At 59.1% G+C, this 22095-nt stretch carries 25 protein-coding genes; 17 read left to right on the top strand and 8 right to left on the bottom strand.

The window, feature by feature from the left end; all coding sequences use genetic code 11:
• The first annotated feature begins 21 nt into the window (after positions 1 to 21).
• Both HUV26_RS11410 and trmFO read left to right on the top strand, forming a co-directional pair.
• Positions 22 to 897 (top strand): substrate-binding periplasmic protein, encoded by an 876-nt coding sequence (locus HUV26_RS11410; RefSeq protein ID WP_174410210.1) that lies wholly within the window; start codon positions 22 to 24, stop codon positions 895 to 897.
• Positions 898 to 1095: 198 nt separating this feature from the next.
• Positions 1096 to 2445, top strand: a complete 1350-nt coding sequence (gene trmFO, locus HUV26_RS11405) for a methylenetetrahydrofolate--tRNA-(uracil(54)-C(5))-methyltransferase (FADH(2)-oxidizing) TrmFO (RefSeq protein ID WP_174410209.1) — start codon at positions 1096 to 1098, stop codon at positions 2443 to 2445.
• Between the two features lie 37 nt (positions 2446 to 2482).
• Here trmFO and HUV26_RS11400 read toward each other — a convergent pair whose 3' ends face one another.
• A complete protein-coding gene (locus HUV26_RS11400) occupies positions 2483 to 3106 on the bottom strand; it encodes an HD domain-containing protein (RefSeq protein ID WP_174410208.1) in 624 nt (207 codons plus the stop codon).
• Positions 3107 to 3368: 262 nt separating this feature from the next.
• On the opposite strand from HUV26_RS11400, the gene HUV26_RS11395 reads away from it, so the two are divergent.
• Positions 3369 to 3668: a (2Fe-2S)-binding protein gene (locus tag HUV26_RS11395; protein WP_174410207.1), complete on the top strand. Its 300-nt coding sequence runs from the start codon at positions 3369 to 3371 to the stop codon at positions 3666 to 3668.
• A 141-nt stretch (positions 3669 to 3809) separates the two neighbouring features.
• On the opposite strand, the gene HUV26_RS11390 is transcribed toward HUV26_RS11395, so the two are convergent.
• Together HUV26_RS11390 and HUV26_RS11385 are read right to left on the bottom strand one after the other, a co-directional pair.
• Complete coding sequence (locus tag HUV26_RS11390; RefSeq protein ID WP_174410206.1) at positions 3810 to 4418, bottom strand: DUF2238 domain-containing protein; 609 nt, start codon at positions 4416 to 4418, stop codon at positions 3810 to 3812.
• Between the two features lie 273 nt (positions 4419 to 4691).
• Positions 4692 to 5585, bottom strand: coding sequence for a flagellin N-terminal helical domain-containing protein (locus tag HUV26_RS11385; protein ID WP_174410205.1), 894 nt, complete (start codon positions 5583 to 5585; stop codon positions 4692 to 4694).
• Positions 5586 to 6125: 540 nt separating this feature from the next.
• Here HUV26_RS11385 and panB point away from each other — a divergent pair.
• A complete protein-coding gene (panB, locus tag HUV26_RS11380) occupies positions 6126 to 7013 on the top strand; it encodes a 3-methyl-2-oxobutanoate hydroxymethyltransferase (protein WP_174410204.1) in 888 nt (295 codons plus the stop codon).
• Here the strand turns inward: panB and HUV26_RS11375 are convergent.
• A complete protein-coding gene (locus tag HUV26_RS11375; RefSeq protein ID WP_174410203.1) occupies positions 7010 to 7603 on the bottom strand; it encodes a hypothetical protein in 594 nt (197 codons plus the stop codon). The two genes, panB and HUV26_RS11375, sit on opposite strands and share 4 nt — an antisense overlap.
• A gap of 388 nt (positions 7604 to 7991) precedes the next feature.
• On the opposite strand from HUV26_RS11375, the gene panC reads away from it, so the two are divergent.
• The 4 genes from panC to HUV26_RS11355 all read left to right on the top strand — a co-directional run bounded on the left by panC (position 7992) and on the right by HUV26_RS11355 (position 11825).
• Entirely contained in the window at positions 7992 to 8840 is an 849-nt protein-coding gene (gene panC / locus HUV26_RS11370) for a pantoate--beta-alanine ligase (protein WP_174410202.1), read from the top strand.
• Between the two features lie 59 nt (positions 8841 to 8899).
• Complete coding sequence (locus tag HUV26_RS11365; RefSeq protein ID WP_205245139.1) at positions 8900 to 9607, top strand: DUF502 domain-containing protein; 708 nt, start codon at positions 8900 to 8902, stop codon at positions 9605 to 9607.
• Positions 9607 to 10776 (top strand): methionine adenosyltransferase, encoded by a 1170-nt coding sequence (gene metK / locus HUV26_RS11360; protein WP_174410304.1) that lies wholly within the window; start codon positions 9607 to 9609, stop codon positions 10774 to 10776. Before HUV26_RS11365 ends, metK begins: the two co-directional genes overlap by 1 nt.
• A 140-nt stretch (positions 10777 to 10916) precedes the next feature.
• A complete protein-coding gene (locus tag HUV26_RS11355) occupies positions 10917 to 11825 on the top strand; it encodes a DUF4344 domain-containing metallopeptidase (protein WP_174410201.1) in 909 nt (302 codons plus the stop codon).
• A gap of 70 nt (positions 11826 to 11895) precedes the next feature.
• Here the strand turns inward: HUV26_RS11355 and HUV26_RS11350 are convergent, their stop codons facing one another.
• The 3 genes from HUV26_RS11350 to nth form a co-directional block, all read right to left on the bottom strand.
• The gene (locus HUV26_RS11350) at positions 11896 to 12852 is read right to left on the bottom strand and encodes a chemotaxis protein (RefSeq protein ID WP_174410200.1); all 957 of its coding nucleotides are present in this window, start codon (positions 12850 to 12852) and stop codon (positions 11896 to 11898) included.
• 170 nt (positions 12853 to 13022) lie between these two features.
• Positions 13023 to 13862, bottom strand: a complete 840-nt coding sequence (locus HUV26_RS11345) for a ribonuclease H-like domain-containing protein (RefSeq protein WP_174410199.1) — start codon at positions 13860 to 13862, stop codon at positions 13023 to 13025.
• Positions 13859 to 14584 carry an endonuclease III gene (gene nth / locus HUV26_RS11340; protein ID WP_174410198.1) on the bottom strand — a complete coding sequence of 242 codons (726 nt, stop codon included), beginning with the start codon at positions 14582 to 14584 and terminating at the stop codon, positions 13859 to 13861. The genes HUV26_RS11345 and nth overlap by 4 nt, the downstream gene beginning before the upstream one ends.
• A 116-nt stretch (positions 14585 to 14700) precedes the next feature.
• Here nth and HUV26_RS11335 point away from each other — a divergent pair, with 116 nt between their 5' ends.
• The 4 genes from HUV26_RS11335 (at position 14701) to HUV26_RS11320 (ending at position 17056) form a co-directional block, all read left to right on the top strand.
• The gene (locus HUV26_RS11335; protein WP_174410197.1) at positions 14701 to 15003 is read left to right on the top strand and encodes a hypothetical protein; all 303 of its coding nucleotides are present in this window, start codon (positions 14701 to 14703) and stop codon (positions 15001 to 15003) included.
• A 328-nt stretch (positions 15004 to 15331) separates the two neighbouring features.
• Positions 15332 to 15742 carry a divalent-cation tolerance protein CutA gene (cutA, locus tag HUV26_RS11330; protein WP_174410196.1) on the top strand — a complete coding sequence of 137 codons (411 nt, stop codon included), beginning with the start codon at positions 15332 to 15334 and terminating at the stop codon, positions 15740 to 15742.
• A 160-nt stretch (positions 15743 to 15902) separates the two neighbouring features.
• Positions 15903 to 16829, top strand: coding sequence for a carbohydrate kinase family protein (locus tag HUV26_RS11325; protein ID WP_174410195.1), 927 nt, complete (start codon positions 15903 to 15905; stop codon positions 16827 to 16829).
• A 77-nt stretch (positions 16830 to 16906) separates the two neighbouring features.
• Positions 16907 to 17056, top strand: coding sequence for a hypothetical protein (locus tag HUV26_RS11320; RefSeq protein WP_174410194.1), 150 nt, complete (start codon positions 16907 to 16909; stop codon positions 17054 to 17056).
• A gap of 126 nt (positions 17057 to 17182) precedes the next feature.
• On the opposite strand, the gene HUV26_RS11315 is transcribed toward HUV26_RS11320, so the two are convergent.
• A complete protein-coding gene (locus HUV26_RS11315; RefSeq protein WP_174410193.1) occupies positions 17183 to 17383 on the bottom strand; it encodes a heavy-metal-associated domain-containing protein in 201 nt (66 codons plus the stop codon).
• Positions 17384 to 17806: 423 nt separating this feature from the next.
• Between HUV26_RS11315 and HUV26_RS11310 the strand changes: the two genes are divergently transcribed.
• The 5 genes from HUV26_RS11310 to HUV26_RS11290 all read left to right on the top strand — a co-directional run bounded on the left by HUV26_RS11310 (position 17807) and on the right by HUV26_RS11290 (position 22044).
• The gene (locus HUV26_RS11310; protein WP_174410192.1) at positions 17807 to 18169 is read left to right on the top strand and encodes a hypothetical protein; all 363 of its coding nucleotides are present in this window, start codon (positions 17807 to 17809) and stop codon (positions 18167 to 18169) included.
• Positions 18170 to 18460: 291 nt separating this feature from the next.
• Positions 18461 to 18724, top strand: a complete 264-nt coding sequence (locus HUV26_RS11305; protein WP_174410191.1) for a hypothetical protein — start codon at positions 18461 to 18463, stop codon at positions 18722 to 18724.
• Between the two features lie 121 nt (positions 18725 to 18845).
• A complete protein-coding gene (gene miaB, locus HUV26_RS11300) occupies positions 18846 to 20294 on the top strand; it encodes a tRNA (N6-isopentenyl adenosine(37)-C2)-methylthiotransferase MiaB (RefSeq protein ID WP_174410190.1) in 1449 nt (482 codons plus the stop codon).
• Positions 20288 to 20932 (top strand): bifunctional nuclease family protein, encoded by a 645-nt coding sequence (locus HUV26_RS11295; RefSeq protein ID WP_174410189.1) that lies wholly within the window; start codon positions 20288 to 20290, stop codon positions 20930 to 20932. Before miaB ends, HUV26_RS11295 begins: the two co-directional genes overlap by 7 nt.
• Before the next feature lie 305 nt (positions 20933 to 21237).
• Entirely contained in the window at positions 21238 to 22044 is an 807-nt protein-coding gene (locus HUV26_RS11290; protein ID WP_174410188.1) for a hypothetical protein, read from the top strand.
• Positions 22045 to 22095 lie beyond the last annotated feature (51 nt).

The following is a 22095-nucleotide window of genomic DNA, read 5'->3' as shown; positions in this document are numbered from 1 at the left end:
GGGGTGAACAGAGCGGGAACCATGCGGATAGCATACGTAGCCGCCGTCTGCGCGGTTGTTCTGTTGCTCGCCGCTGGGCCGGGTCGTGCGGATAACGCCCTGCAGCCCCTGGTCACCTACACGGTGCCGCCGCAAACACCGCCCTCGCCGAGCACCCTGCGGTTCGCCACGCTGGAATGGCCCCCCTATATCTCGCGGGAGCTTCCCGGCAACGGGTATGTGGCGCACCTGCTGAACGAGGTGTTCGGGGCTGCCGGATATCGTGTGGAGCTTGTCTTTCTGCCATGGCAACGCGCCATAAACGCCCTTTCTGACACCTCATTCGCAGGGTATGTGCCGGAATACTTCGATAAGACCATCAGCGAAAAACAATGTCTCTTCTCCGAAGGGTTTCCCGGCGGACCGCTGGCACTTGTGCATCGCACCGGACGCAGCATTGCCCTTGCGCCGCTTGAGGAGATGCGCCACCTGCGCTTCGGGGTTGTGGCGGGCTATGTCAATTTCAGGGAGTTCGACGACGCCGACTATCTGTTCAAGGACGATGCCCCGGACGATATGCACAACATCCGCAAACTTCTTGCCGGAAGAATAGACGTTATCATCGGCGATGCCATGGTCATTCAGTACCTGTACCGGACGCATATTGCGCCGGGCGGGAACGACCTGACCATTCTGCGACCCTATCTGGAGGACAAACCCCTGCACCTGTGCGTTAACCCCCGCCATCCAGACGCGGAAGTCGTGCAGAAGGTGTTTGCCAAGGGACTGGAGACCCTTCGCCGTAACGGAAGGTTACAGCAGTTGTATGATGCGTTTGTTCAGATGTGCGCACCACAGAACAACGGACCAAACCCGGCGGAGTCGCAGGACGTTCAGGCTTGCCCTCCCGTGCGGTAAATTTCTGTTGCTTCTTGCATGAGAAGACACGGGCATGACGGATGCCCGCCTGTGCGGAATGCCGCCCTGACCACGCCAGAACAAGCTTACCTGTAAAACACGCCTGCCTATAGAACACGCCCGGCTATAGAACACGTCCGGCTGACGTCTGTTGCCACTTGCCATTGCCCGCCCTATGGTCTACCAGAAAGCCCAACCATGCAGGAGGCTCACGTGTCCCATATTTCCAAGGTCGCCATAGTGGGCGGCGGTTTGGCTGGCTGCGAATGCGCCCGCAAGCTCTCGCTGGCAGGCGTGCATGTCACCCTGTTCGAAATGAAACCTGAACGGTTCTCTCCCGCGCATCAGCTTGAAGGGCTGGCTGAGCTGGTCTGCTCCAACTCTTTTCGCTCCGACCAGCAGGATTCCGGCGTGGGCCTGCTCAAACAGGAAATGCGCGAACTGGGCAGCCTGACCATGAGCGCGGCAGAAGCAACCAAGGTGCCCGCAGGCAAGGCACTTGCCGTGGACCGAGACCTGTTCAGCGCGCACATTACCCGCGAAATGGAACAGGACGCCAACGTCACCTTGGTCCGCAAGGAAATTCCTTCGCTGGACGCCCCTGAGCTGCTAGGGTTTGACGCTGTGGTCATTGCGGCAGGACCCCTTGCCAGCGAAAGTCTGAGTGCCTCGCTTGCGCAGGCGGTGGGCGGCACGCACCTGTATTTCTATGATGCCATTGCGCCCATTGTGAGCGCAGATTCCATAGATATGACCAAGGCGTTCTGGGGTTCGCGTTATCAGCCGGACGACAAGGATTATCTGAACTGCCCCATGAGCCGCGAGGAATACTTCGCCTTTCATGCCGCCCTTATCGCCGGAGAAAAAGCGCCCACCAAGGACTTTGAAAAGGAAATACACTTTGAAGGCTGCATGCCCATAGAGGCACTGGCGGAGCGCGGCGAAATGACGCTGGCATTCGGTTCGTTCAAGCCCGTAGGGTTTACGGACCCCGCGACAGGCCAGCGCCCCTTCGCCATTGTACAGTTGCGCACCGAAGACCTGAACAAGTCCATGTTCAACCTTGTGGGCTGCCAGACCAAGCTCAAGCACGGAGAGCAGGCCCGCATATTCCGCATGATTCCGGGACTGGAAAACGCGGAGTTTGTGCGGTTCGGCAGTGTACACCGCAATACCTATGTGAACGCGCCCAAATCGTTGGGCCCCGACCTTTCACTCAGCTCCCGCCCGGATGTCTTTCTGGCGGGACAGATTACGGGAGTGGAAGGCTATGTGGAGTCTGCCGCGTGCGGCCTGTGGCTGGGCATTGTGCTCGCAGCCCGTGCACGGGGACTAAAGATTCCTCCGCCACCGCCGGAAACCTGTCTCGGCGGGCTGCTGAACCACCTGCGCACGGAGCAGAAGAACTTTCAGCCTTCCAACGTGCAGTTCGGGCTTACGCCGGAACTGAACATGCGGGCCAAGAAGAAAGACCGCAAGTCCCTGTACGCCGAGCGTGCCCGCGAGCGGTTTGCAGCATGGCTGGAAAGTGTACGGGATATTCTGTAAAAAAGAAGGCCGGAGTCGCTGAGACCCCGGCCTTTTGCTATTTCTTGCCGTTTTTCCGTTCCCACCAACTGCGGTCCGGCCCGATGTACCACCAGTCTGTATGGTCCGTTTGCGCTATGACCTGAGCCAGCGCGTTACCTTGCGGAGTTCTGAGCCGCTGCAACGCCGCCTCCATCCACTTGCCCGCGTAACGGTTGCCCAGATCCAGCTCCTGCTTGAGGTTGAGGATAAGGTCAATCTGGTCCGCATCCTGCGCAAGCCGGGCTTCCTGCGTCTTGGCCTCTTCCAGCTCATCCCACAGCGGCAGCACGGCATCTTCCAGCCCGGTGCCTTCTGTGGCGTGCTCCAGCGCAGCCCGAGGCTTGCTGGTATTGTAGATGCGATTCACGTAGTTGAAGTCGCCCACCCGCGCCTCATGAAAATCATGGAACAGGCACATCAGTGCCGTGTGCTCAGCATCTGCACCGGCTTCGTGTGCCAGCACCCAGCCTATTACGGCCGTGCGGAAACTGTGTTCCGCCACATTCTCCGTTCCCGTTCCCAAAAACTGGTACCCGCTGCGGGGTGTCTTGCGCAGCATGCCGGCCTCGAAAAGAAAATCGGCCAAGCGGGTCAGGCGATCCCTGCCCTGTAAATTCTGCTGCGGATTACACGCTGTCATTCCTCTCTCCTGCGCTGGAATACTCCACATTTCGCTCATCAGCCCTGACAGGCACATCACTGCGCCCTGCGGGGCAAGGCTTATCCCCTTTTCCCATCCGTGTACAGCCGTGCCCTTGGAGTGAAGAAGGAAAACATACGTCAGCGATGTCAGTTGTTGCTCTCATTTTTGACGCAGTGGTATTGTTTTTCCTTACAGCACCACAACGGGACATAGCCGGCAGGTGCCGTAACAAGCCTTACACTGCGGGGGGATACCGACCATGGCGACAATGAAAACCGGACCGAACGGGCCAAATGGACCTGCCGGAACGACGGGGACGACCATTCAGGACGACATACTGAACGCCCCGGATGCCGAAATGGTCTGCTTTTGCAGCCAGACCAGCAAAGGGACGCTGGTGGGCCTTATCCGGGACGGCGTGCACAGCCTTGAGGAATTGAAACAGCGCATCGGCGCCACAGGCACTGAATGTGCGGAACGCTCACCGCGCGGACGTTGCTGCACACCCGAAATAGTCCGCCTGCTGCGTCACGCCAAGGGCATGCTGCCCATGGGCTGACCCTTTCCTCTCTCCGTTTTGCACCATACCATGCAGAGACCGGGCACCTGCCCCAAGCCATCAGGGGACATTGCGGGCACGCTCCCCCTCTGCAAAAGACGCCTGCCGTGCAGCAACCACCTGCCGCACCCCGAAAACGGCCTAACGGCTGCCCCACCGCTCGCCGAACACCCAGAACAGAATAAGCACGGTAACGGCACCCAGCGTGTCTGCCAGCATGTCCTTCTGGGCATCCCACACATCTCCCTGACTGCCCAAAAACTCAATGCCCGCCTCGCCGCCTTCGGCTACAGCATACCACCACTCGATGATTTCATATCCCGCTGCCACGGACATTATGAAGAAAAGAGAAAACAGCGTGGTGACGATTGGTCCTGCGAGTTTGCGCCGGATAAAAAGTTCCGCCATGGGATAGGCGTAAAAGCCCACTGAAAAATGGCCTATGCGGTCAAAGTGGTTGCGCTCCGCGCCCATGAGGTCGGTGATCCACTGGAACGGCACATTGGCGAAGGTAAAATGCCCGCCAATCGTATGCCAGAACAGCCACACCGCCATAAGTCCGTACGACACGTTGGAAAACCGGAACCACCGGTATGTGGCCGCCAGAAGAACAAAGACGAAGACTACGGGGATAACCTCCGCCAGCCATACGGCCCGGGAAGCTGGATTTATGGCGAGAAGGCCGAAAAAAACCACAAACACGGCCGCCAGCACCGGAGCAAAATTCTCTTGTGTCAGTCTGAATCGCATGACCACCTGCCTGTTATCGGAGACGTTTACGGAGAGTCTTCCGTTTTGTTCAATGTGCCGCAACGTCTGGCGATTGTAAACACGGCGGAAGCTCCCCCCGTTTCTTCCAGAGCGGTGTGCGGACGAAACGGCATGGAGCCGCATAAGAGAACGTACGCCCGCGATATGGCAGAAAACACGGCAGGAGGCATAGCTGAAAGCAATGAAAAAGGGCCGCCTTGCGGCGGCCCAACCATGTTCAGGACCGAGACTACCCCCATCCCCATGCGGGTGTTAGCCGCCGAGGAGCTGCATGGCCATTCTGGGCAGGCTGTTTGCCTGAGACAGCATGGCGACTGCGGCCTGGGTAAGAATCTGCTGGCGGACGAATTCGGTCATTTCGACGGACACGTCCACGTCGGAGATTCGGGATTCCGCAGCCTGGAGGTTTTCTGCCTGAATCTGCAGGTTGGAGATGGTGTTCTCCAGACGGTTCTGCAGGGCACCCAGAGCGGCGCGGATGTTGTCCTTGGAGATGATGGCGTTTTCAATGCCCACCAAAGCCTGCTGTGCAGCGGACTGGGTGGAGATTGTGTAGCCCTGGTTAGTGGCAGTGGCCTGATTGCCGAGACCAAGAGCCGAAGCGGTGGCAGTCCCTATCTGGATGTAGTAGTAGTCTTCCGCGCTATCGTTCTTGGTGCCGAAGTGGATCTTCATCTTGCCGGTGGATGTCAGACCGCTGCCGTCGTGGCTCGAACTGGACAGGTTGCCGTTCAGCAGATGAATACCGTTGAAGTCCGTGGAGTTGGCGATTCGGGTAATTTCTGAAGCCATGGCCTGATATTCGGAGTCGATGATCAGACGCTGGTCAGAGGTGTAGGTACCCGTTGCGGCCTGCTCTGCAAGTTCCTTCATGCGGATGAGCTTTTCGTCGATAACGCCGAGCGCACCGTCGGCGGTCTGGATCAGCGAAATAGCGTCGTTTGCGTTCCGGACGCCCTGGTTAAGGGCGGAAATGTCGGCCCGCATGAGTTCACGGATGGCAAGACCGGCAGCATCGTCCGCCGAAGTTCCGACGCGCAGACCCGAAGAAAGGCGGCGCACCGAGGTGGAAAGGTTGCCAAACGAAGTGCCCAGGTTGCGGGCAGCGTTCATAGCCATCATGTTATGATTGATTACCATCGACATAATATTCCTCCCTGAATATTTGTGTCTCCGAAGCGGTAGCACTGTGCTCGGCCGCATCCATGCGACCTTATCCGCCGTTGCATGACCTACTCATCGGTCCGGCTACACACTTCTTAAGGGTACTTTGCAAATAATTAGCACTGCCCTTTTCGCCGGAGGCATAAGCCAAGCAGGTCGACTGCGCCTTGGCTGCGTGCCGTTTGCCATAACCACCCAAACAGCGGAGTTGCGGCATTTTCCCCCTGCCCGGGCATGTTCTCCCGGCCAAGCAAATACCCGCCCCCCCACCCGTTTCACGGCACGCAGCACAGTCCTTGTCCTGCCGCAGGCAATCATATACAAACGGCCCCCGGCAGGGCAGGATGGGTGCACGCATTCTTTCCTGAAGCTGCGCCACAAGGCACGCCGCTGTGCAAACGGAAATGCCCTGTACTATAGACCCTTGAGCACTGATTACTCTCTCCTGGACGCATCGGCCCTGATCCGTCACGGAGAGATTGTCCGGCTGCAGAACCCAAAGCCTCTTCCGGAGAACAGACCATGAGCAAACATATACAGCCGGCTTCTGCCAGCACCGCCGGCACTTCCCCCGTTGCCACCCCCGTAACCGCAATGACAGTGCGCGGTGCCAAAGGTGCCAGAAAGCTCACGATGCTCACTGCCTACGACTACCCTTCCGCCACGCTGGTAGACCAATGCGGCATTGATATGATTCTGGTGGGCGATTCGCTGGGCATGGTCATGCTGGGGCGCGATGACACCATAAGCGTGACCATGGACGAGATGGTGCACCACTGCCGGGCGGTTACGCGTGGCACAAAACGCGCGCTGGTGATAGCTGATATGCCGTTCATGAGCTATGAACCGGGAGTGGAAACGGCCCTGACCAACGCCGCACGACTGTTCCAGCAGGGCGGTGTGCGTGCGGTGAAACTGGAAGGCGGACGGGAGATTCTTCCGCAGGTGCAGGCTCTGGTGCAGGCGGGCATACCTGTGGTGGGGCACATAGGCCTGACGCCGCAGCGTGTGGCAGCACTCGGCGGCTTTAAGGTACAGGGAAAGACAGCCGAAGCGGCGCGTCGTCTCATGGACGAGGCAAAGGCACTGGAGGATGCGGGTGCGTTCTGCATCGTACTGGAGGCCATTCCCGCCCCCATAGCCAGCCGCATAACCGCTGCCGTGGGCGTTCCCACCATCGGCATAGGCGCGGGCAGCGACTGTGACGGTCAGGTGCTGGTGTTCCACGACCTGCTCGGTCTGTTCGACCGCTTTGTGCCCAAATTTGTGAAGCAATACGCGAACCTGCGCGACATAGCGGCGCAGGCTATATCCGAGTACCGGCAGGATGTGGAAAACGGGGATTTTCCCGGCACAGAGCACAGCTTCCGCATGCCGGAAGAGGAAAACGCCAAGCTGGATAACGACTAGACCGCCTGCCGCTCCAGCAAAAAGATTGCAGCAGGCTCCAAAACAATCTGGCAGCCGGACGGGACAACCGCCCTGCGCACGGCGAATCCGCCACGGTCCAGAAAGTGTACGGCGGATTCCTCCTTGCTTGCATCGAACAGAAACAGGGTATCTCCCATAAAGCGGTCAGCCACTGTCCAGTGACAGACCACAGGGAGTTCGCGGGGCGGGATATACCGGCGGAAACGAAACACCGCCGTACGGCTGCCCGGATGCCGCGCCGTCCATTCCGCCATGGTAGTCCAGATATCGCCGGGGATTACGGCAGGTTCATTCCGCTCCTCGGCATAGTCTGCCCACGGACGATGCCACGCCAACCCCATGTTCGTGCCGTAGGTTTGCAGCAGTTCCGCAACCAGCCAGATGTAGTCTGTCTCGTTGCGCACACAGGCACGCCAGCCCTGAGGATTCTCTTCCGGCAACCGGAGAAGGATTTCCATGAGCAACGATTTGGCCTGCCATACGGAAATGCCGCTCAACTTCTGAAAAGCGTTCAGCACCGCATAGATGGCACAGAAAACATCAAGCTTTCCCTGATAAAACGGTTGCACCGTTCCTCCCGCTTTGCGCCCGGCACAGCCGGGGAACAATCTGCCACAAAGTTGCAGCACAGATACGTTCCGCACATGCGTACCGTATGAATAAAGCCAATGCATACCCCCGTGCGCCACAATCCGCCAGTTCTGAACCGATGATGCAAGACGCATCGGCCAACCGCAAGGAGACGCGCGCTCTCGCTGTGAGTACCCGCTCACGCTCCATCATGCAAACAGAACCGCCTGAAGGATGGCGATTCGCCCCGAATAGTGTACACTAGGCCAATGCGGCACTCTTTGGCGACAAATGCTTTCTTTTCAGTCTGTTATGTTGATTTGATTTTTCTGGACAAACCATTTGGGCCAGTATATATGCTACACAACCATATGCGGATAACTTGATATGCAGATAATTACAGACCCTTCACAGTTGCAACAGACCTGCCTGCAGTGGCGGGCGCAGGGCCAGCGTATTGCGCTGGTTCCGACCATGGGCTTTTTTCACGCCGGACATGAAAGCCTGATGGAGCACGCACGCACCGTAGCGGACAAGGTAGTGGTGACGCTGTTTGTCAATCCTACGCAGTTCGGCCCCGGAGAAGATCTGGAAGCCTACCCGCGCGACCATGACCGGGATACCGCCGTGGCTTCCGCCAGAGGCGTGGACGTGCTTTTCATGCCCGCCCCCGGAACCATGTATGAGGCGGACCACGCCACATGGGTGGAAGTGCCCGAACTTGCCCGCGGCCTGTGCGGACTGACGCGGCCCACACACTTTCGGGGCGTTTGCACGGTTGTGCTCAAACTGTTCATGCTCACGCTGCCGCACATGGCCTTTTTCGGACAGAAGGACTGGCAGCAGCTTGCCATCATCAGGCGTATGACGCGCGACCTGAACGTGCCGGTACATGTGGAGGGACGACCCATTGTGCGTGAGCAAGACGGTCTGGCCTTAAGCTCGCGCAATGTCTATCTTCTGCCCGATGAACGCAGGCAGGCACCGGCCATTCGTGCCGGATTGTGCCTTGCCGCAGACATGGCGGCGCGGGGCGAGAAGGATACCGCAACGCTGGCGGAAGCCATACGCACTTACTGGCGTGAGCACCTGCCCGCAGGCACTGAGGATTATCTGGCCTTTGTGCACCCGGAATCGCTTGCTCCGGTCACCCGCATGGACGGCCAGGTGCTGTGCGCCGTGGCGGTGCGGCTGGGCAAAGCGCGACTGATAGACAACATACTTATGGGCAGCTAGATACTGAAGAACCGGGTACGCATACGGCACAAACGGCCTTCGGACCGGAGGGTGCATGCATGATACAGGCGCCACAGGAAAAAACAGGGATAATCAGCGGCATCCGCCGCTTCATCAAGGCCAATCTTCTTGCGGGCATTCTGTTTCTGGTTCCGCTGGTATCTACGTTTCTCATCCTGCGCATGGTTGTGCGCTGGGTGGACAAGTCGCTGCTGCTTATCCCGCCTGCCTACAGGCCGGAAGAGTTTCTTCCGTACAAGGTGCCGGGACTGGGCTTTATTCTGGTGCTGGTGGTTTTGCTGGTCACGGGTGTTCTGGTGCGCAATCTGCTGGGGCGCAAGCTGGTGGCCCTGTGGGATGCCGTTTTATACCGCATTCCCTTTGTCAGCAGCTTCTACAAAGCCGTAAAGCAGCTTGTGGAAACCATATGCAACGGCGGGACCAAAGATTTTAAGCGCGTGGTGCTTATAGAGTATCCGCGTAAGGGACTGTACACGCTCGGGTTCGTCACCGGCGTGGCCGTGGGAGAGATTCAGCAGAAAACGGCAAAGCATGTGCTGAATATCTTTGTTCCCACAACCCCCAACCCGACGTCCGGCTTTTATCTGATGGTGCCGGAAGAGGATGTTATCCCTCTTGAAATGGGAGTGGAGGACGCCTTCAAGGTACTTATGTCCGGGGGCATACTCAGCCCGGACAAGCGTGACAGGAACGGAAACAAAGAAAAAACAAACGCGGAAACCGCTCAGGAGGACTCCCCGCTATGATGATCAACAAGAACGGCAAGTATCATTTTACGTCCGAATCCGTGACGGAAGGCCATCCGGACAAAGTGGCAGACGCCATTTCCGATGCAGTGCTGGACACCCTGCTTGAACAGGACCCCAATTCCCGCGTGGCCTGCGAAACCCTGGTGACCACCGGCATGGCCGTTATCGCCGGTGAAATTACCACCAAGGGCTACGCCGACCTGCCGCAGGTGGTGCGCGAAACCATCCGCGAAATTGGGTACACCAGCTCCGCCATGGGTTTTGACTGCGATACCTGCGCGGTTATTTCCTCCATAGACAAGCAGTCGCCCGACATTGCACAGGGCGTGGACCGCAGCGCCCCTGAAGAACAGGGCGCAGGCGACCAGGGCATGATGTTCGGCTTTGCCTGCAATGAAACCCCCACCCTGATGCCCGCTCCCATCTACTGGGCGCACCAGCTTTCCCAGACGCTTACCCGCGTGCGCAAAGAAGGTGTTCTGAACTTCCTGCGCCCCGACGGCAAGACCGAAGTTTCCTTTGAATATGTGAACGGCAAGCCCGTGCGCATAGACACGGTTGTGGTATCCGCCCAGCACTCCCCTGATGTGACGCAGGAAGAGATTGTGGACGGCATTACCCGCGAGGTTATCCGCAAGACCCTGCCTGCCGACCTGCTGGACAGCGCCACCCGCATCTTCGTCAATACCACGGGCCGGTTCGTTATCGGCGGTCCCATGGGCGACTGCGGCCTGACCGGACGCAAAATCATTCAGGACACCTACGGCGGCATGGGCCACCACGGCGGCGGCGCGTTTTCCGGCAAGGACCCCTCCAAGGTGGACCGCTCCGCAGCGTACATGGGCCGCTACATTGCCAAGAACGTGGTGGCAGCCGGACTTGCTCCCTCCTGCGAAGTGCAGATTGCCTACGTTATCGGCGTGGCCGAGCCTGTTTCTGTGCTGGCGACCTCGTTCGGCACCTCCGAGGTGCCGGATGAAGTGCTGACCAAGGCCGTGAAGGAAGTGTTTGACCTGCGCCCCTACGGCATCACCAAAACGCTGGACCTGAAGCGCCCCATCTACAAAAAGACCTCCTGCTACGGGCACTTTGGCCGCGAACTGCCCGAATTTACGTGGGAACACACCAACGCCGTGGACGACCTGCGCACCGCAGCCAAGGTGTAACCGACAGTGTTCCGCCTTTTCCGCCGCCAAACGGCGGCGGAAAAGGCACACCGGACAATGATCTGCTGCAGGGCTGTTGGCAGAACAGATATGGCCCGCGGACAGACGTGTACGGTTGCTGTAGACAACGACACAGGAATATGCTTCACCATGAGCCGGGGAACGCCCCGGCTTTTTCCATACCGGGCCCCTGCTCCATCCTCACGAGGTTACGTGTGCGCTCCGTTTCCTTTCCGCTCATACTGATTGCCCTGCTTCTCGCAGCGCCGGCGTTCTCCGCCCAGCGCGGGTCTGTGCGCGTTACGTATGAACGGGCCGATAGGGAGGAAGCGCGCATAGTGCAACTGCTGCGCGAAAACAACATCGGGCGCGAGGTGGCGCGGGTTATCAACGACCTGAACTGTCTGCCCCACGATGTGGTGATACGCTTCGGAACGCAGGAAGGGCCGCAGTACGCCCCGGCGCTGCACAACCGTCCGGCGGAGATCCATTTTCCCTACGCCTTTGTCATTGAGCTGCAAAACCTGTTTGCAAGGAACGGCTACACGGACAGCCCGCAGGCACTGGAACAGGCAACGCTTGATGCGGTGCTGCATACCCTGTTCCACGAGATCGGGCACGCCATCATAGACATGCTGAACATTTCCGTAACCGGCGGAGAAGAGGATGCGGTGGATTCTCTTGCCGCCATTCTGCTCATAGAATCCTATGAAAATGGCGGTGACATTGCGTTGAACGCGGCAGATGCCTTCTCTCTGTTTGCTGCGGAGAGAGAGGAGCTGGGCGAATGGCCGCAGGGTATTCCTGAACCTGAAGGCCAGACTTCCGGCCAGACTCCCGGGCAGTCTTCCGCCATGCTGGATGCCATGACCGAGCACAGCCTTGACCAGCACAGGTTTGAAGCCATTGCCTGCCTCATTTACGGCAGCAACCCGGAGCGCTACACATTTATCGCCGAAGACCTTGCCCTTACGGACATGGACGCCGCAAGCTGCGTGGAAAACTACGCCAAGCAGGCTGAGTACTGGTTCTCGCTGTTGCAACAGTAACGAAAAGGCCCCGCGCCTGTGGGCACGGAGCCATTGTATCGTTTGCCAGCCGTACGGTGCGCGGGCGCGGCTATTTGCCGTGATATTTGCGGATAAGCCCCTTGGCGCGCTCGGTCAACGAGGGCAGGTCCGGTTTGGAAACCTGATCGTCTGCCCCCACCGCAACGCCCTTGTGCCGCAGGCTTTCTGTGATGAGTGATGAGAACAGGATGACGGGCAGCTTCTGCAGCACAGGGTCCTGCTTCACGCGTCTGGTGAAGTTGTGGCCGTCCATTTCCGGCATCTCAATATCGGAAACAATCAGATCCACAAAATCCGTGAGGGGCTTGCCCTGCTCCTCGGCACGGCGTTTCCATGCCTGCACCATATCCCACGCCTCGGCGCCGTTGAACGCCTGTGTGCAGACAAAACCCGCCTTTTCCATAGTATGCACGATCATATTACGGATGGAGCTGGAATCGTCCACCACCAGTGCGCGGTATTCCTCATCCGTCTCTTCCGGGGGCATGTCTTTTATGGTGTGGTCCATGCGCAGGCGCGGGTTCATGGAGGCGACGATCTTCTCCATATCCAGAATGAACAGGATGCGGTCTTCAAACCGCACCACGCCGGTGATGGAGTCCTGACTGAAGGCGCGCATGTGCTCACCCGGCGCTTCCACCTGACTCCAGCTGAGGCGATGGATGCGGGTAACGCCGGAAACCAGAAAGGCTGTGACCACGCCGCTGAACTCGGAAACAATAACCTTGTTGGCTTGCGACGTTACCATGGTTTTGCCCAGCCAGACGGAAAGGTCTACGAGCGGCAAGACCCTTCCCCGCAGGTTAAAGGTGCCGAGCGCGGCAGCGTGGTGTTTGCTCGGCATGCCCGTAACATCGGGCTTGCGGATTATTTCCAGAACCTTGGCCACGTTCATGGCGTAATAGCCCGTGTATTGTCTGCCGGAGGAATCTTCTTCGGCAATGAAGAATTCTATGATTTCCAGCTCGTTGGTTCCTGATTCAAGCAGAATACTGTTCTGCGTCATGGCGGTTCACCCCTTTATTATCTACCCCGACACGGACCACGCGCCGCGCCCCCCTGCCCTGAATGCCCGGTAACAGTCACTTTCCACGGCTGATATGATCCGCCCGATGCACGGTTCCGGGCAACCGACCTTCATCAGATGCGGGACACCGCCTTTACATGCCTACCACATCACGCACCTTGAGTAACAGTATAGAGTATCTCGGACGATGCAGCAAACGGATTCTCGGTCTGCGGCGGCTCCTGCAACCTGTAACGATCCGACAGGGGCGTAGACTCCATATGCCTGTTGCATGCCCATACCGCCAGCGGCAACAGGTTGAGCACATCTTCCACGTTGTAGGCGAGCAGGGTTTCCAGCGCCCGCCTGTCGCCCGTGCGCCGGTAGTGCCGCCACAGCAGCACCGCAAGAAAGCCGTCCACCCCGTCAAGTTCGCCCCGGTCTATGCCCAGCACCTTTTCCACACGCTTCAGGCCGCCGGAGTATCCCAAGGCCTTGAATACATAGCGCAGGTCCACATGGCCGCAGCGCAGGGTAATGCCGAAGCTACGCTCTATGAACGGCACGTCGAAGCACTTGCCGTTAAAGGTGATGAGCAGGTCGTAGCGGGCGATGTCTTCTGCAAAGGCTTCCAGATTCTCGCCGTGCACGTAAGTGCGCACGGAGGTTCCGTCATACAGCGCGATGGTGGTGATGTGGGCGTGCGGCCATGAAAGGCCTGTGGTTTCTATGTCCACGCAGGCCACGGAATCCATGAATTCCGGCAGCAGGCGCCATTGCTGGTTGGCGGGCATGCGGGCGCCGAACCATGCCGCATCGCGCAATGCCAGATGCTGCGCGGAATCTTCCAGCAGGGCACGCAACTGTTCAGGGGAGGGTTTGCGCACGGGCAGCTTGCCCTGCCGCACCGCATGCAGGGCATCTTCCCACGTGAGGAGCCCGGCATCCCACAGCCGCTGCTCCGCGCCGCCGCCCACGCCCTGCAAATGACAGAAGGTGGAACGGATCATCGCCTGCCCCGCTTTGCCAAAGGCTTGCTTCCGCGCCCGGCAGAGGGCTTTTTGTCTTGGTCCGCAGAGTCTTTCATTTTCCGTTCCGCCACCCCGCAACGCGGGCAGATATCCTGCATTTCACACATACCGCATGCGGGATTGCGCGCATCGCACACATGCCTGCCGAACCACACCAGCATATGATTCACATTACCCCATTCGGACGCCGGGAACAGCGGCAGCAGGTCGCGCTCGACCACAACGGGATTGTCTGATTCCGTCAGCCCAAGGCGGAAGGCGATGCGCTTGACGTGCGTGTCCACGGCCATGCCCTCGTTTATGCCGAAGCCGCCCCAGAGCACCACGTTGGCGGTCTTTCGCGCAAGCCCCGGAAGGGCCACCAACTCCTCCATGGTGCGGGGCACCTCGCCGCCATGCATCCGCATAATACGCTCGGCCGCGCCGATGAGATTCTTCGCCTTGTTGCGGTAAAAGCCGGTGGAATGCACAACCGTCTCCAGTTCCGCCACATCCGCACGCGCAAGCTCCGCCGGTCCGGGCCAGCGGCGGAACAGTTCCGGCGTGACCTTGTTCACGCGCTCGTCTGTACACTGCGCCGCAAGCACGGTGGCCACAAGCAGTTGCCACGGCGAGGCGTGCACCAGATGCGTTTCCGGTTCCGGATACCGGGCATGCAGCCGTTGCAGCACCAGCAGGGCCCTTTCTGATTTTTCAAGCATGTTTTCCCGTACCTGCTGACAGAAAATGAGAGTCGTTGTATATGAAAGGCAAACGTTCCCTTTGGCACAGCCTCGTGCATAAGGCAACCGGACCTATCACCGCAAGGAGTGAATGTATGAACCTTCGCCGTATCGGGTACGCATCGGTTCCGCCGCTTGTCATTGCCTGTCTGGTTTTCGGACTCATGGTGTCTCCTGCCCTTTCTGAAGATATTGGCGCAAAGGTGCGTAGTGCCTGCACCAACTGTCACAACCTGAACCGGGTATGCAAAAATCTGGGCGTGAAGTCCGAGACGGACTGGACCACCACTGTGCAGCGCATGGTAGGCAAGAAGCCCGTGCTGGAGGGAGAGGAAGTGGGAAGCGCCATTTCATACCTTTCTTCGCTTGAGCCGAAGAACCCTGAAATCTGCAAGTGATGCGGCTTTGCCCGCCGGTATTGCCGGTCAGGATAGTTCATCAGGACTAGACATCTGCCCTGGACATCCGGGCTGAACATCTGAGCTGAACATCTGGACAGTTCGCCGGAACGATACATCCGGGCTGTACGCTAGGGCTGTTCATCTGGTCGATTCATCCGGATTGCCCGCCGGGGCAATTTGCGATACGTACACTGCCTGTGCCTGCGGCAAGGATTATCCATATGCCGCAGGCACAGCCGCGTGCATAGCCGCAAGCACAGACGCATAGACAGCCGCAGGCACAGCCGCGTGCATTGTACGGCTACTGCGCAACAGGAGACAGAGCATGGCACTGCTCGTATACATGACCGCCGCCTCTCCCGAAGAGGCAAGAACCATAGGCGATGCCCTTGTGGCCGGACGCTTTGCGGCGTGTGTGAACATTCTTGGGCCGGTGCAGTCTCTTTTCCGGTGGAAGGGTGCAGTGCAGTCGGAGACGGAAACGGCGTTCATCGCCAAAACCACGCAGGAAAGACTGGACGGACTGACGGCGGAAGTCCGGCGGCTGCACAGCTATGAAGTGCCCTGCATCATCGCCCTGCCCATACTGGGAGGCGATGCGGCATTTCTGGACTGGATAGTCTCCGAAACAAACGATGCCTCCCCCCGTCCGTCCGGCGAAGCTTCCGGTGTTACGAGCAATGTTTCTTCCGGTGCCCCTTCTGCTCCCCTCACTGTACCCGGCAAGGATACATGACAGGGGTTTGCCCGGTCCACACCTTGCCGAGAACAACCAGATGCACTGACTGATACTGAACGCAATACGGCATCCCCTGCCCCGGCATCCCTTAACCGCCTGCCGCGCGCCCGTGCGCACCGGCAGCATACCCGCAGCACAGCATTTCAAAGGAACGGCAATGTCCATCTATATCTCCGGTTCCATCGCCTATGACCGCATCATGAACTTTCCCGGTAAATTTTCCGACCACATCCTCCCCGACAAGATTCATATCCTGAACGTCTGCTTCCTCATTGACAGGCTGGAGGAAAAACGCGGCGGCACTGCGGGCAACATAGGCTACACCCTCTCGCTGCTGGGCGAAAAACCGACCATTCTTTCCGCCGTGGGCAAGGACTTTGACCGCTACGAAGACGTGCTGCGCACCATGGGGCTGCCGCTGGACGGCATACGCAAGTTTGACGACCTGTTCACCGCAGGCGCGTACATCACCACTGATCAGGACGACAACCAGATTACCGGCTTCAACCCCGGTGCCATGGCGAACCGTTGCGGCTACGCCTTTTCCGCCCTTGACCCGCAGAAGGACATTGCCCTTGTTTCGCCCGGCAACAAGGACGACATGATCGAACTGCCCCGCGCCTACCGTGCGGCGGGCGTGCGCTACATATTTGATCCGGGTCAGCAGATTCCGGTGTTTACTGCCGGGGAGATGCTGGAGTGCATTACCGGCGCGTACATGCTGGTTTCCAACGACTACGAACTGGAAATGATCATGAAGACCACCGGCTGCACCAAGGCGCAGTTGCTGGAAAAGTGCTCCTACATCATTACCACGCTGGGTGAAAACGGCTCGCGCATTGACAACGGCACGCCCATTGAGGTGGGCATTGCTGCCCCCGAGCGCGTGCAGGACCCCACCGGAGCGGGAGACGCCTACCGTGCAGGGCTGGTGAAGGGCATTCTGGAAGGAAGGTCTGTGGAAGACGCCGCGCGCATGGGCGCGGTCTGCGCCAGCTTCTGCATTGAACATTACGGCACGCAGGAACACTGCTTTACCATGGAGCAGTTCGCAGCGCGTTACGCCGCCGCTTTCGGCAGCTAGCCAGCTCCGCCCGGACACAGCCCCTGCCTGTGCGGGCTACTGTCGAATACTGCCGGATACTGTCGGATACTGCGGGATTGCCTCAGCCCCTGCGGAAGACCGGAGCCGTCTACGCCCCCAGACCGGAAGAGGCAGACGGGCTGACTGCAACGGGCAGCCAGTCCGGCAGACAATCCGGCAACCAGTCCGGCAGCAAGGCCGGCTGCAAGGCCGACAGACAGCACTAAGCAGACAGAAACGGGCAGACGCCGCTACCATACGGTGTCTGCCCGTTGATCATTTTTCTGCCCATGCCATGAAACCCGTAAGGCGGACACGGCGCACCCCGGAAAAATCCGGGGAGAGCACGGGGGTTACTCCTCCACTTCGTATCCGGCCTTTTCCACCGCTTCTTTGAGGATGGACATATCCACGCAGGCATCAGGACCGTAAGTCACTTCGCCCGTGGCAAGGTTCACGTTTACGTTCTCCACACCGTTGACCGTGGAAACGACCTTGGAAACCGTGGCCGCACAATCCGGGGTCTGCATGCCCCGCACACGTATCTTTTTCATGGCATCCTCCGCTTTGGGTGTCTTTATGTTGGAGCAGGAAAGCCCATGCGCCGCAGGCTGTAAACTCCGCGCGCGTCTCTCCCCTTCTTACTCTCGGCATACGCTTCTCATACCCTCCCGGCGTACCCTTGTGCAAGCTTGCAGTTACCATCCGAAAAAGATGGAACAGCCGCCGAAAATTGAGTATGATTACAACAACCCCTCTTCAGAACACAACGCGCAGCGCGCGACTATTTGATATTACTATAGAAAACGGAAACCGCGATACGGACCCTCTCCGTGCGGAACGGAAACGACGTATCCGTTTTCCGGCAGCCTTTCCCGCATACGCAGCGGCACCATGCCGCCCGCAAACATGCCGGGGAGAAATGCCGCACAGCCCTGACGCGGCAAACGGCCTGAGGCCGGAAGAGGAGGTGGGCTATGGTAGAAATGGTTGAAGCAGAAGTCATTGAGATGATGGACATGATGGACTATGAGGTATCGCCCATGGGCTATCTTATCATGGGAATCATCTGGTCCTTTGCCGGATTTCTCGGCGCGCATCTTGCCTATGACAAAGGCTGCAATCCCATTTTCTGGGCGGTGGTGTGCATGATTGCCCCCATTGCCCTCATGGCCATCTACGGCATGCGCAAGGCAGGGGAACCCGTGCCGGTTCTGTTGGGACGTGGACAGGAGGAGCAGCCCGGCTCCGTTGAAGGACGTGCCGGCGGACTGGTCCGAAGGCCCCGCACGCCTTTTCCCGCCGTTCCTCCCGCAGCCTTCCGCAAGGCACTGCCGTAAATGCAGCGGTGCAGACCAGTCAGGTGGTAGGGTCACGGCGTCTGACAGAGGGAGAATCCTTTATGAATTGGCACCGGCGCATGCGGCGGCACAGGCATGCGCCGGTTTTGCTTTGCTCTGCCGCACTTGCGCCACATGCCGGAATGCCGTATGGCAGTACCGCCTCCACTAGGCGATGACACCCCCCGGCCCAACCCCGGTTCAAACACAATTCAGACACGATGCCGCCCGGCCCGAAACGGGCCGAAACTGGCCAGAACTGGCCGGGACAGGCCGAACCATAGGAACAATATGATAGAATTGGATTTTACAGAAACCGGCTATATAATCATGGGGCTTATCTGGCTGCTGGCAGGCATATTCGGTGCAGGGCTGGCGTACAAAAAAGGCCGCAGCCCCTTCTTTTGGGGCATACTGTGCCTCATCGTACCCATTGCGCTCTTTGCCATAGGCGGCATGCGCGCCCCCGGCGAACCTCTGCCCCCCATTTTCCAGCGGGAAAAAGATGAACTGCGCCGTGAGGCAGAAGAGCGGGCCGCCCGGAACAAAAACTGACACACGCAATCTCGTGCCGCTGCTGCAGCGCGCACAGGCCGCTCCCGGCCGAGGCGGTGCTCGCCGCATATTTGCTGCCGACACAGCCCTTTTTTCCCGCCCATAACGATTCGGATGCACCATGATTGAACGCATGTTCCATATAATGACCTTTGGCTGCCAGATGAATGCCAATGACTCTGACTGGCTCCGCCGCTCTCTTTTTTCACGGGGGTTTACAGAGGCTGAAAAGCCCGAAGACGCCTCCGTCTTCATTCTGAACACCTGCTCCGTGCGTGAAAAACCGGAACAGAAAGTGTACAGCCTGCTCGGACGCATCCAGAACATGACACAGGGGCGCGAGGATGTGCTTGTGGCCGTGGGCGGCTGCGTGGCGCAGCAGGTGGGACGGGGATTCTTTAACCGCTTCAGGCAGGTGCGTCTGGTCTTCGGCACCGACGGGCTGGCTTCCGCCCCGCAGGCACTGGACCGCCTGACGGAAGAAACCCAGCTGCGCATGAGCCTGCTCGACTTTTCCGATGAATACCCGGAAAAGGAACAGGACTGGACGGACGGAGAAGTGCCCGCTGCCGGGTTTGTGAACATAATGCAGGGGTGCGACAACTTTTGCGCTTACTGCATTGTGCCCTACACCCGCGGGAGGCAGAAGTCGCGTTCCACCGCAGCCATACTGGAAGAATGCCGCGCCATGGCGGCAAGGGGCACACGCGACATCACCCTTCTGGGACAGAACGTGAACTCCTTCGGGCAGGACGCCCACGGAGACGGCACCTCTTTTGCGGAACTGCTGCACAGCGTGGCGGATACAGAGGGACTGCTCCGGCTGCGCTTTGTCACCTCGCACCCCAAGGACATAGCGGACGAGGTGATTGAGGCCTTTGGCAGCCGCACGAACATCTGCCCACGCCTGCACCTGCCCATGCAGTCCGGCTCTGATGAGGTTCTCAGACGCATGGGCCGCAAGTACGATATGGCGCGCTACCGTTCCATTGTGGACAAGCTGCGCGCCGCACGGCCCGACCTGCAACTGACCACAGACATCATCGTAGGGTTTCCCGGCGAGACGGAAGACGATTTTCAGCAGACTCTTGCCGCAGCCAGAGAGATAGGCTTTGCCCAGTCTTTCTCGTTCAACTACTCCGACCGTCCCGGAACCAAGGCGGAGATGCTGGCCGACAAGGTTTCCAAAGAGGTCATGCAGGACCGCCTGCAACGGTATCAGGACTGGCAGTCGGAATATACTGAACAGGTTCTGCAAAGTATGGTAGGAAAGACGGTAGATGTTCTCTTTGAAGGCATGAGCAGGCGTCAGACGGGCCAGATGGTGCCCGAAACGCCCGATTCGCCGAAGGGTACGGCGGGAACGGCGGATGCGGGCGATATGCGCGAGGCCGCAGGCCAACAGGCACCCGCAGGCGGCGAAACGTGGCAGGGACGGGATGTCTACGGGCAACTTGTGCATGTGCGCCTGCCGGAAGGGATGAATATGCAGGGCAAATGCATGTCTGTACGCATCTGCGAGGCCAAGAAGCACTCCCTGACGGGAGAAGGGGTTGGTGATCCATGGTAGTCATGCACGTAGCCGGGCTTACCCTTGACGAGCAGACCAAGGCACCCATCCTTGTACTGAAAAATGTGCATGGCAGTGAGGTGCTGCCCATCTGGATAGGAGCCATGGAAGCCATGGCCATTTCTGTGGTCCTGAACGAGGTTGCCGTGCCCCGCCCCCTGACCCACGACCTTATGCTGCGCACCCTGGAGGAATCCGGCACGGTGCTGCTGGGCGTGGAAATAGTGGCTTTGCAGGAAGGAACCTACTTTGCGGTACTTTCGCTCGGCGTAGGCGAGAGCACGCACAGGGTGGACTGTCGCCCCTCTGACGCGGTGGCGCTGGCACTGCGTGCGCAGGTGCCTATTCTGGTGCACGACCATGTGCTGGAAACCGCGCTGCGCGAAAATCTGCGCCCTTCCACCGAGCCTGCCACAGAAGAAGAGCGTGACCGCCTGCAGGAACCTGCCGATGCCGCCGCAGAAATGGTCCGCGCCTCCCGCGGGATGGGGAAGGGGCGTCCTTCCGGCCTGCGTCCGGCAAACAAGGCAACGGACGTTGCTTCCCGCGCCGCCACGTCTTCCGATGAGCCGCAGGATGATGAAAGCCTTGCGGATATGCTCCGCCAGATGGAACCGGACATAAAGACCAAGATGTAATTGTTCCCGCCGCCCTGCATGGTTACTCCTCCATACAAGGCCAGTCAGCCCTTAAGGATGCCCCGGCGCAATTTTTCCGGTACGGCTTTTCCCTTCTGCTTTTGGGACCGCTCCGTCCCCCCCCACTTCCCACCGCCTGCAGAACCTTAAGGTTTCTTAACCATTCTTAATGGTTTGCCCGACACTTCTCCATACACCCCGGCTGGACTCTTGCACGCCATTTCTCCGGACGCCGGAGCGGAAAATGTTTCCCCCCGGCGACGCGCGTTCAACAAAGAACCGAGGAGAACAGCGAGGTACAGGCTATGTCCATTTACGGAGTAAGCGGGTCCGGGTCATCCGGCGGCCTTGCCCAGCTGCTGGCGCAGGCAATTGCCCAGCGGCAGGCACAGCAGACGGATACCGAAAGCACGGAACGGTTTGCACAATCGTTCATTACGGACCATGACAAGGACAGTGACGGTCTGCTTGCCATGGGCGAGACGGATTTTGACCAGAAACAGTTCGACAGCATTGACACGGACGGAGACGGCTTTCTCTCCGCCGGGGAGTTGAGCGCAGAGGAACAGCGCAGGCAGGAATCCGGAGCCTTTGCCATGGCGATGCAGTCCTTCGGGCTGGATACGGACAAGATTGCCGCATCGCTCATCTCTGCTCTGGATACGGACAGCGACGGCATGCTCAGTGCCGGGGAAAGCGGGCTGGATGAAGACCTTTTCGGCTCACTGGATGCCGACGGCGATGGAGCCATAACCACGGCAGAGCTCACCGATGCGCTGAACAGCCAGCTTGAAACCGCACAGACGCAGACCGCCGCTGCCGGAACAGCAGCAACGGCAGGCATGCCCGGTGCGGCGGCTTCCGGCACCGGATCTTCCGAAGAGGAATACGATGAACTGGACCTGAACAAGGACGGCATTGTTTCCGCAGACGAACTCCGGCAGGCCATGATGCAGGGATTGATCGGCAAATCCGGAGAAACCTCCGGGGCAGGCGATACGGGAAGCATGTTCACACGCAGATTAGCGGAACAGGCGTACGGCGCTCAGTCGGGGGCCATGGACGCCATGTCGGCGCTTCTTACCTCATCCATACGGGAAATGGCGGCATGACCGGGCGTTGAGAAAAGGGAATCCGCAGTGATGCTGCGTAGTATTCCGGCC

It is taken from the genome of Desulfovibrio psychrotolerans (assembly GCF_013340305.1).
In the GTDB taxonomy this organism is placed as follows: Bacteria; Desulfobacterota; Desulfovibrionia; order Desulfovibrionales; family Desulfovibrionaceae; genus Halodesulfovibrio; species Halodesulfovibrio psychrotolerans.
This window is presented reverse-complemented; position numbering and strand designations above follow the sequence as displayed.